Annotated in this window: 3 protein-coding genes; all 3 read right to left on the bottom strand. The window is 48.6% G+C overall.

Annotated features, from left to right (window positions below):
- Window positions 1-766, bottom strand: a 766-nt coding sequence (locus BN54_RS04205) for a KxYKxGKxW signal peptide domain-containing protein (protein WP_019205903.1), incomplete at its 3' end; no start/stop codon positions are given.
- 254 nt (window positions 767-1020) lie between these two features.
- Window positions 1021-1785 carry a hypothetical protein gene (locus BN54_RS04210; protein ID WP_155818267.1) on the bottom strand — a complete coding sequence of 255 codons (765 nt, stop codon included), beginning with the start codon at window positions 1783-1785 and terminating at the stop codon, window positions 1021-1023.
- A 219-nt stretch (window positions 1786-2004) separates the two neighbouring features.
- Window positions 2005-2590, bottom strand: a 586-nt coding sequence (locus BN54_RS04215; protein ID WP_302463770.1) for a peptidoglycan amidohydrolase family protein, incomplete at its 5' end; no start/stop codon positions are given.

The following is a 2590-nucleotide window of genomic DNA, read 5'->3' on the forward strand; positions in this document are numbered from 1 at the left end:
TCATGCCATGGAGCATCCCCTCACCGTCTACCCCATTTTGTTTTTTGTGGACATCGTAGTAGACTTCACGGCCATCTGGCAGACGGTACCATCCCTCTTGGACATCACCACTTTGTTCATTAAAGTAGTACCACTTGTTATCAATGTTACGTTCCCCGTATGTCATTTGATAGGTACTTGGATCATAATAAGCCACCCGGTTATTTGACAGACTATGCCAGCCATTTACATTTTGGTTCGTCGTGGTATCTTGCAAGTACCAGTGCCCACCACTGTAAACTTCCTTAGTGGTTGGAGCCGCAGAAGAGTTAGCAGACGTTGCATCAGACGTAGTTACGGCGTTGGATTGAGCCGTAGTTCGGGCGGACGTTTCAACAGCGGCCTTGTGCATTGCCACTGGTGCTGTTTGTTGGTTGGCTGGCGCCGTAGCGGCACTAACCGCTTGGCTCGCCGAAGCCACTTGCGCTGAGGCGCTCACCGCTGGGGCTGCGCTAACTTGCGCGGACGCACTGACCGCTGGCGTCACTACGGCTACGTTAGCACTAGCAGTTGCCGCGGAGAGAACCGTTTGGTCGTCGCTGCTGTTGGCGTTGCCGGTCGTCGTTGCGACCTTGTCAGCGGCTTGATCCGCTTGGGTCGTCGTGTCGGCCTTTGCGCCGTGCACACCGGCAAAGAGGCTGGCCGCCGTAATCCCAGCGACTAACCACAGCTTCCCTTTCTTGTACATCTTAAAGTGACATTTCATATCCTGACTCGGTTTACCCATGTCGTTCTCCTTACGTTAATTACTCGGTTTTTATCTTTAATAGTTTCAAAAATTTATGATTTTCTAAATGTTCCTTGTAAATTCTATCATTCATTGTTTTTTCGATCAACGCTCTGGCCAAGATGATACATGATTGTTACATGAAAGAAACCTTGCGTTTAATTTGTGTTTGCCCTTTTCATAGTTTTTCAAGCAAAGAAAAAGCCCGCCAACCCCATTTTACTGGGCTTGACGGGCGACCACGGAACGTGGCCTTACCGTTCGTCGTGAACTTGCACGTTGTTCGCTACTTGGTTGACATAAGCGCCTGCTTGTTCTTGGTTCGCCGTGTTTACCATGTCATTGAGCTGGTATTGGTTCCACCGGTTGCCCTTGTACAGGTAGACGGATTTGTCGCTGCCGGCAACATCCTTGCTTTGGGCGTAGTAGTTAACCCACTCGCCGTTGTCTGCCGTGCTGCCGTAGACTTGGTAGTAGGTGTTGTTGGTCCCGTTTGGCAATGGGGCAAGGACGCTGCTTTCGTTCATAATCGTCACTGATAGTGGGCGATCAGTGACTGGCAACGCTTCGTTGGTTACGTGCTTGCTGGTGTACCAAGTGTAGAGGCCAAATTTTTGGTTCAGCGTCAGTTGGTCCGCTGCCAAAGTCGTGGTTGCTTTGGTTGGCGTTGGGACCGCTTGGTTAGCCGCTTGCTTCGTTGTCGACTTCGTTGCCGCCGGGGTGTTAACCGTCAACGTCTTGGTAGCCGGCATGTAGGTCGCCGGGGCTTGGCTAGCTGCCTTCAACATCATTGGTGCAGCCGGCGTAGCGGTTGCCGTCGGGGTTGTCACTACCGCGGTCGGCGCTTCTGCCTCTTTGGCCACGGTGTGATCAGCATGCTTCTTCGTCGTTTGGCTGGTCGGGGCCGGCGATGATGAGCTGGCCGCCTTCTTGGAGCTAGTCGTTGCCGCTTGACCACAACCGGCTAATAATGCCGCCATTGCAACGGTACTGAATAATAGCTTGAATTCCTTCCGCATGATCATCATCCTCCTTACCCTTCATGTTTTCTCTCATGCCGTTAAAGTTGCTGTAATCTTTATCATTTCTTTGTAACTTTATTGTAACACAGTTTATGGGACTTAAACATTGTTTTTTATGATTTTGAGCCAGAAAGTCAGCATTCCTTTCAGATTAAATAAAAACAGGTAACAGATCGCCAATTGACTCGGCTAATCCGTTACCTGTTTTCATTAAAGCTACCGACGGTAAACGTAATAATATGGGTAATTATCATATGCCCAGTATGATGAGTAGGTTAAGTTTTGGACCGCCGTATTTTTTTCACCTTGCGTGTAATAACAAGTTGAAATCATCTTAGCATCTGGTCCAGAACCACTAATTACCCCAGTATGACCAAACTCACCACCGCTGTATCCACGCCGGCCCCAGATAATAATATCCCCGACACGTTGGTCGTTATAACCGGCATTTTCGTGAACTAAATGGTAGCCGTTCTGAATTAAATATGAATGTAATCCATCGGTGTTATATAGCCAAGAATAAGGCACCCCACTCGTTTCATACAGAGCTTGTGTAACCGAACCAGAACAATCAGCTGTCCCATCGCGACCATTTCGCGACCCATACATTGAGTATGTTAACTTCCCCATTCGGTGGTAGAACCAAGACAGCAACTTAATGTTCCAAGCATCTGTAATTTGGGCCCCTGTCCCGGTATCAAAGAAGTATTCGCGGCCGTTCATCGGCAAATATCCGGTTGCCATTTCCCCACTATTTTGATTAAAGAAATAGTAGTGATTATTAATCTTTTGCCAACCATAT

Origin of the sequence: Limosilactobacillus ingluviei str. Autruche 4 (genome assembly GCF_000312405.1) — a bacterium.
Classification (GTDB): domain Bacteria; phylum Bacillota; class Bacilli; order Lactobacillales; family Lactobacillaceae; genus Limosilactobacillus; species Limosilactobacillus ingluviei.

Excerpts from the sequence above, each read along its gene's own strand:
- BN54_RS04210 (WP_155818267.1), bottom strand. The coding sequence starts at position 1,785 with ATGCGGAAGGAATTCAAGCTATTATTCAGTACCGTTGCAATGGCGGCA.